The organism is Bacillus sp. AY18-3 (assembly GCF_008042305.1).
Lineage (GTDB): Bacteria > Bacillota > Bacilli > Bacillales > Bacillaceae_G > Bacillus_A > Bacillus_A wiedmannii.
In genome coordinates, this window is sequence record NZ_QKQR01000009.1 from 223961 (window position 1) to 230312 (window position 6352).

A 6352-nucleotide genomic window follows, 5' to 3' on the forward strand; every position below is an offset into this window, starting at 1 on the left:
TTATGTTAAAATTGCTCACCCGTCATAAGTGACATGAAATGTTTAAAGAAGCGGTTATAATCAAAATCAATTGCGATTTGATGACTCGGCCAATCAATAAATGGCTTAGATTCTCCTAAAGAACGAAATTCCCCTATGCTTGTTCCTTGTGCATAAGATTCTGTCATGACAACGATAGGTGACTTGTGATATGTAAACATAGAGTTATCAAGTAAAGCGAGTATTGGCATTGTGTCATGGAAGGGGCTCCCCTTTAAATGCGGTAAGGCGTCTTTATAAAATCCGTAGTAATAATGATTGAATAACGGTTTGACGAGTGGGGCTTTTCCTTTTGCTTCAATGTATTCAGCCATTTCTGGTGTAATGATGGAATACTGAGTGACGTTTAATGGATAGATGTACATATTAGGTGAGGATTGAAGGACTATATTAGCAGCGGTAGGATCGCCATAAAAGTTTGCTTCGGAAATAGGGGTAACATTACCAGGATGTAAAAAGGCACCGCCCATTACGTAGTAAGATTTAACTTGCTTCATGAGCTGTTTACATAAGATGAATAAAATTGCTAGGGAGGTAAGTCTGCCTAAACTAACAATGATTAATTCATCTTTATACTGTTCAATAAGAGGAATGACTTCGAAAAAATTCTCCATTTCTCCGTTAGTCACATATCCCTTTGGAATAATTGGCCCGAGCCCTTGTTTCCCGTGTACTTCCGTAAAGAAAGCAGGAGGGGCGCCAGTAAGTGGGCGTTCTGATCCACCAAATATCTTGATATTTCTATCCTTTGCTTCGTTCTTAAGAAAATGAGCGTTATGTACGGCCATTTCTTTTGGAACATTGCCGTAATCAGCAACAATGCCGACGATTTCTATTTCATCAATAAAGAATGCTAAGAGGAGAGCCATCGTATCATCAATCCCAGGGTCACAAAAAATAAGAACTTTTTTTGGCATATGTTCACCACCTATCTTGTTTATCCCGTAAAAGCCTGATTGTAGGGATGAAGAAAACCATCACTAATGAAAGTTTCACTTTATATATATGTAAGCTTAAGGATAAAAAGATTATTTTATTGAAATAACAACGTTATAAATTCAGAAAATAAAAACTTTTTATATTAGGTCAAGGTTTTTGACTTAATTTCTATGCGGAAATCCAGTCATATCAAGGTTGTAAGCGTCTAACATAAGCTGTTTTTGCTGTCAAGTTGATAAATTGCAGCTTTTTACAATTTATACTATGATAAAGATATTAAGAGAAGATCGTATAAACATGAGGGATGATGAACATGAAATTTACAAAGATTCTTGTCCAAATTGCTGCTCTTTACGTCTTGTATATGGTTGGAACTTGGTTACAAGAAGTGTTAAATATTCCGATTCCAGGAAGTTTGATTGGAATGTTCCTCTTACTTGTTTTACTTAGCCTAAAAGTCCTTCCAGTGAAATGGTTCGATTTAGGAGCAGAAACACTCGTTGCTATTATGCCGTTTTTATTAATTCCGCCAACACTTGGCCTAATGAATTACGGTGCTTTTTTTATGAGTAAAGGAATTTCTCTTTTCATTACAATTGTAGCGAGTACATTTTTAATTATTATTGTCGCAGGGCATACAGGACAATATCTTGCGAATAGAAAGGAAAGAGAGTCGCGATGAGCCAAATATTAATCGGAATCGGTTGGGTTCTTTTTACGGTGCTATTATACCAATTATCTAAAAAAATCTATAAATTATTTCCAACACCATTCACCATTCCAATGCTTGTAGCAACAGGATTAATGGCTTTCTTATTTATCATGCTTGATATACCATATCAACATTATATGGAAAGCGGTGGTGGCTGGATTGCAAAACTGCTGGGACCCGGTGTTGTAGCATTTGCAATTCCTCTTTATAAGCAACGTCACGTTCTGCAAAAATATGTTGTACCGATTGCTGGTGGCGTATTAGTAGGGACAACAGTTGCAATCGCAAGTGATTTTGCCATTGCATCACTTATGGGAACAGATAAAAGCTTAATTTTATCTTCTTTACCAAAATCGGTGACAATGCCAGTTGCGATGAGTGTTTCAGAGCAAGTTGGTGGTGTACCGTCATTAACAGCAGCTTTCGTTGTTATCGCAGGTATTACTGGAACGATTACCGGCCCACTTTTATTAAAATGGAGCCGCGTTACAAACTCAGTTGGTAAAGGTATCGGATTTGGATGTGCTTCTCATATTATGGGTGTAATGAGAGCGATGAAAAATAATGAACATGAAGGTGTTATTGGATCGGTAACAATGACATTAACAGCAATTTTGACATGTTTGCTCGGGCCGTTATTTGCAATGATGTTTATGTAATAGAAGAAAAGCGAGAGCGACTCTATAGCTCTCGCTTTTCTATAGAATTTATGCTACAGTTAAAATAACTGAATCTTTGTAGGAGGTACGCCAAGTGCATACGTTATTATCCGTTTTACTTATTATTGTATCGATTTTAATGATTGTTATGGTACTTATGCAGTCTAGTAATAGCTCAGGCCTTTCAGGTGCAATTTCAGGCGGTGCAGAGCAATTATTTGGTAAGCAAAAAGCACGTGGAATTGAAGCGGTATTAAACCGTATTACAATTGTTTTAGCTGTTCTATTCTTCGTATTAACAATTGCTGTTACGTACTTAAATTTATAGAATTGAAAGAAGAAGCGTTAGTAAGATGTACTAATGGTTCTTCTTTTTTTATTTTGCCATTTGAAAGATGTTTCTAATTAGATTATAGAAATATAAATATGGTACACTAGATATAGAAAGAATACGACTAGATTACAGAAGAGAAAGAGGAGAAGTACATGATGAAATTAGCATCTCCGAAACCATTTACATTTGAGGGTGGAGACCGCGCTGTTTTATTACTACATGGTTTCACAGGAAACTCAGCTGATGTACGTATGTTAGGGCGTTTCTTAGAGAAGAAAGGCTACACTTGTCATGCGCCAATTTATAAAGGGCACGGTGTACCACCAGAAGAGCTTGTTCATACAGGTCCTGAAGATTGGTGGCAAGACGTAATGGAGGCATATCAGCTTTTAAAAGATAAAGGCTTTGAGAAAATTGCTGTTGTTGGATTATCACTTGGCGGCGTATTTTCTTTAAAATTAGGTTATACAGTACCTGTTTTAGGTGTAGTACCAATGTGTGCACCAATGTATATTAAGAGTGAAGAAACGATGTACCAAGGTATATTGGCATATGCCCGCGAATATAAAAACCGTGAGCAAAAATCACCAGAGCAAATCGAACAAGAAATGTTGGAATTCCAAAAGACACCGATGAATACATTAAAAGCATTACAACAATTAATTGCTGACGTACGTAACAATGTGGATATGATTTATGCACCTACATTTGTTGTACAAGCACGTCATGATGAAATGATTAATACAGATAGTGCTAACATTATTTATAACGGTGTAGAATCTACGTTAAAAGACATTAAATGGTATGAAGACTCTACGCATGTCATTACACTTGATAAGCAACGTGACGAGCTACATGAGGATGTATATAACTTCTTGGAGCAACTAGATTGGTAAGATCTAGTTGCCTCTTTTTTTCATAAGGAATTTTTTGTGAAAACTGTAAAAATCATTAGGGGAGTATTAAATTTTCGCTTTATACATCCCCAGTCTTTCGGATACACTAAATAATATAAGGGTTTAAAGGAGGTATTTCTGCTTGGAAGAAATCATACAAGAAAATATTGATAAGTTGTTATTATTTATGAGAGAAGAAGCGTATAAACCGCTAACGATACAAGAGTTAGAAGAGGCATTTGGAATTGAAGGTTCTGAGGGCTTTAAAGATTTTGTAAAGGCACTTGTAACGATGGAAGAGAAGGGACTTGTTATTCGCACACGTAGTAACCGTTACGGTCTTCCTGAAAAGATGAATTTAGTACGCGGTAAATTAATTGGACATGCACGTGGCTTTGCATTCGTTGTACCAGAAGAGAAGAAAACCGGAGACGATGATCTTTTCATCCCACCTACAGAGTTAAACGGTGCACTTCATGGCGATACAGTATTAGCGCGTGTTAGCGCACAATCAAGTGGATCACGCCAAGAAGGTTCAATTGTACGTATTTTAGAGCGCGGCACGAAAGAACTAGTTGGTACATATACAGAATCGAAAAACTTTGGATTTGTTGTACCTGACAATAAGCGCTGGACGAGTGATATCTTTATCTTGAAAAGTGCATCAATGGGTGCTGTAGAAGGCCATAAAGTAGTTGTGAAAATTACGAGCTATCCAGAGAATCGTTTAAGTGCAGAAGGTGAAGTTATTCAAATTCTAGGTCATAAAAATGATCCAGGAGTAGATATTTTATCAGTTATTCATAAACATCATCTACCTTTAGCATTCCCTGAAGAAGTGATGGAGCATGCAAACAGTGTACCAGAAACGATTTCAGAAGAAGATTTAAAAGATCGCCGTGACCTGCGTGACCAAATGATCGTAACGATTGACGGTGCAGATGCGAAAGATTTAGATGACGCTGTTACAGTAACGAAGCTCGAGAACGGTAACTACAAGCTTGGCGTTCATATTGCGGATGTAAGTCATTACGTTCAAGAAGGTTCTCCAATTGATGTAGAAGCAGCGGAAAGAGCAACGAGTGTATATCTTGTTGACCGTGTAATTCCGATGATTCCGCATCGTCTATCTAACGGTATTTGTTCGTTAAACCCGAAAGTAGACCGTCTGACGTTATCTTGTGAAATGGAAATCAACAACTTAGGTGATGTTGTAAAGCATGAGATTTTCCAAAGTGTGATTAAAACGACAGAGCGTATGACGTATGCTGACGTAAGAAGCATTTTAGAAGATGAGGACGAAGAGTTAATCAAACGCTATGAGCCGCTCGTACCGATGTTTAAAGAGATGGGTCAATTGGCACAGATTTTACGTGAAAAACGTATGCGCCGCGGTGCAATCGACTTTGACTTTAAAGAAGCGAAAGTATTAGTAGATGAAGAAGGTAAACCGACAGATGTTGTCATGCGTGATCGTTCTGTATCAGAGAAGTTAATTGAAGAATTTATGCTTGTTGCGAACGAAACAGTAGCAGAGCATTTCCACTGGATGAACGTACCATTCATGTACCGTGTCCATGAAGATCCGAAAGAAGATAAGCTGGAACGTTTCTTCGAGTTTGTAACAAACTTCGGATATGCAGTAAAAGGACGTGCGAATGAAATACATCCTCGTGCGCTGCAACAAATTCTTGAAATGGTTCAAGGACAGCCGGAAGAAGTAGTTATTTCAACAGTAATGCTTCGTTCAATGAAGCAAGCGCGTTACGATGCGGATAGCTTAGGACATTTCGGTTTATCAACTGAGTTCTACACACATTTCACATCACCAATTCGTCGTTACCCAGATACAATCGTTCATAGATTAATTCGTGAATACATCATTAACGGTAAAGTCGACAATGAAACACAAGCAAAATGGCGTGAAAACTTACCTGAGATTGCAGAGCACTCTTCTAATATGGAACGCCGTGCTGTTGAAGCAGAACGTGAAACAGACGAAATGAAAAAAGCAGAGTATATGGTTGATAAGATCGGCGAAGAGTATGACGGTATGATTAGCTCTGTAACAAACTTCGGTTTATTCGTAGAGCTTCCAAATACAATTGAAGGTCTTGTACACGTTAGCTACTTAACGGATGATTACTACCGTTATGACGAGAAACATTTCGCAATGATCGGAGAACGTACAGGTAACGTATTCCGCATCGGAGACGAAATTACAATTCGCGTTATTAACGTAAATAAAGACGAGCGTGCAATCGACTTTGAAATCGTTGGCATGAAAGGTACGCCTCGTCGTAAGTTCAAAGATCGTCCAGTCGTTATCGAACAGCCAAGAACAGGCAGAAAGAAACGCGGTGGACGTAGCGAGCGCAGTGATGAGCGCGGCGGAGAACGTGGTACAGGTAGAAAATTCGACCGTGGTGGCAAAGGAAAAGGAAGAGGATCAGCTTCTGCTTCTGCTTCCACTTCCACGTCCGCTAGTCAGCCAGGGAAAAAAGATGGTAACGGTAAGAAGAAAAAAGCATTCTTCGAAAATGTACCAGGATTCAAGAAGAAAAAGAAAAAGCGTACGTAAGACAAGGATGGCTTCGCTGTGATAAAAAGCGGGGCTTTTTCTTCTTTATTGGTGGCTTGAGAGCGAGCCACTTTTGCTTTTTAATGGAATCCAGCTACAGTGGCTAGAATGTTCGGCGGCTTCGCTTCTTCCCGAGAGGCAAAGAGCGCCTCAAGGTCAGAAGCTCCATCCACCTCACATTCTGAGCGAGCC

General features: G+C 38.7%; 6 protein-coding genes. 5 read left to right on the forward strand and 1 reads right to left on the reverse strand.

Features of this window, described 5'->3' with window-relative positions; all coding sequences use genetic code 11:
* Nucleotides 1–5: 5 nt before the first annotated feature.
* Nucleotides 6–956, reverse strand: coding sequence for a nucleoside hydrolase (locus tag DM800_RS09930; protein WP_147786800.1), 951 nt, complete (start codon nt 954–956; stop codon nt 6–8).
* A 335-nt stretch (nt 957–1291) separates the two neighbouring features.
* On the opposite strand from DM800_RS09930, the gene DM800_RS09935 reads away from it, so the two are divergent.
* From DM800_RS09935 to rnr, 5 genes are all read left to right on the forward strand, one after another.
* Complete coding sequence (locus DM800_RS09935) at nt 1292–1660, forward strand: CidA/LrgA family holin-like protein (protein WP_075309614.1); 369 nt, start codon at nt 1292–1294, stop codon at nt 1658–1660.
* A complete protein-coding gene (locus DM800_RS09940; protein WP_000078299.1) occupies nt 1657–2349 on the forward strand; it encodes an LrgB family protein in 693 nt (230 codons plus the stop codon). The genes DM800_RS09935 and DM800_RS09940 overlap by 4 nt, the downstream gene beginning before the upstream one ends.
* A 94-nt stretch (nt 2350–2443) precedes the next feature.
* A complete protein-coding gene (gene secG / locus DM800_RS09945) occupies nt 2444–2677 on the forward strand; it encodes a preprotein translocase subunit SecG (protein ID WP_000557263.1) in 234 nt (77 codons plus the stop codon).
* A gap of 161 nt (nt 2678–2838) precedes the next feature.
* Entirely contained in the window at nt 2839–3579 is a 741-nt protein-coding gene (estA, locus tag DM800_RS09950) for a carboxylesterase (RefSeq protein WP_000761972.1), read from the forward strand.
* Between the two features lie 142 nt (nt 3580–3721).
* Nucleotides 3722–6160, forward strand: a complete 2439-nt coding sequence (gene rnr / locus DM800_RS09955; protein ID WP_147786801.1) for a ribonuclease R — start codon at nt 3722–3724, stop codon at nt 6158–6160.
* Nucleotides 6161–6352 lie beyond the last annotated feature (192 nt).

What these genes read in the sequence shown, in the direction of transcription:
- DM800_RS09930 (WP_147786800.1), bottom strand. Translation starts at nt 956, where the DNA reads ATGCCAAAAAAAGTTCTTATTTTTTGTGACCCTGGGATTGATGATACG.
- DM800_RS09935 (WP_075309614.1), top strand. Translation starts at nt 1,292, where the DNA reads ATGAAATTTACAAAGATTCTTGTCCAAATTGCTGCTCTTTACGTCTTG.
- DM800_RS09940 (WP_000078299.1), top strand. Translation starts at nt 1,657, where the DNA reads ATGAGCCAAATATTAATCGGAATCGGTTGGGTTCTTTTTACGGTGCTA.
- estA (WP_000761972.1), top strand. Translation starts at nt 2,839, where the DNA reads ATGAAATTAGCATCTCCGAAACCATTTACATTTGAGGGTGGAGACCGC.